The 521-nt window shown below is 60.5% G+C and carries 1 protein-coding gene; it reads right to left on the reverse strand.

Features of this window, described 5'->3' with window-relative positions; genetic code table 11:
- Nucleotides 1-521, reverse strand: a 521-nt coding sequence (locus M1V25_RS10315) for an alpha/beta hydrolase fold domain-containing protein (RefSeq protein WP_498843233.1), incomplete at both ends; no start/stop codon positions are given.

The raw sequence follows: 521 nt of genomic DNA on the forward strand, positions 1-521 counted from the left end.
GTTTAATGTAAGCGCCGGCCATCGCAAAGGCGCGCCGGGCTTCGGGCACGATATCCGGGGTGAGCTGGAAATCGTGACTCAGGTCGGCAAAAACTTCCAGCTTGGTATCCACGCCGGCATCGCGCGCCGCTGCGTGGATGCGTCGGGCATCATCCAGCAACAGATCATGTGCGGCCGCCTGGATCAGCATTGGCGGCAGTTCGGACAAATCGGCGAACACCGGCGAAACCATTGGGTCTTCGCGCGGGGTGTCCGCCGAATAATATTCGTTGTTCACTTCGAGCCATTCTTTGGTCAGCAAGGGCTCCAAATGCCGATTGCGGTTGATGCTCTCGCCCGACAGGGTCAGATCGGCCAGCGGGCATAGCAGCAGGGCGCAGCCGGGTTGGCTCAAATCCATGCTTTTCAGCTTGAGCATCATGCTCAAGGCCAGACAGGCACCGGCGGAATCGCCGGCCACCGCGATGTTTCTCGCGGTCACCGATTCACAGAGTTCGCGAAAGGCCTGCACGGCGTCTTCC

Origin of the sequence: Candidatus Nebulibacter yamunensis, assembly GCF_024208055.1 — a bacterium.
GTDB lineage: Bacteria > Pseudomonadota > Gammaproteobacteria > Francisellales > Francisellaceae > Caedibacter > Caedibacter lacustris.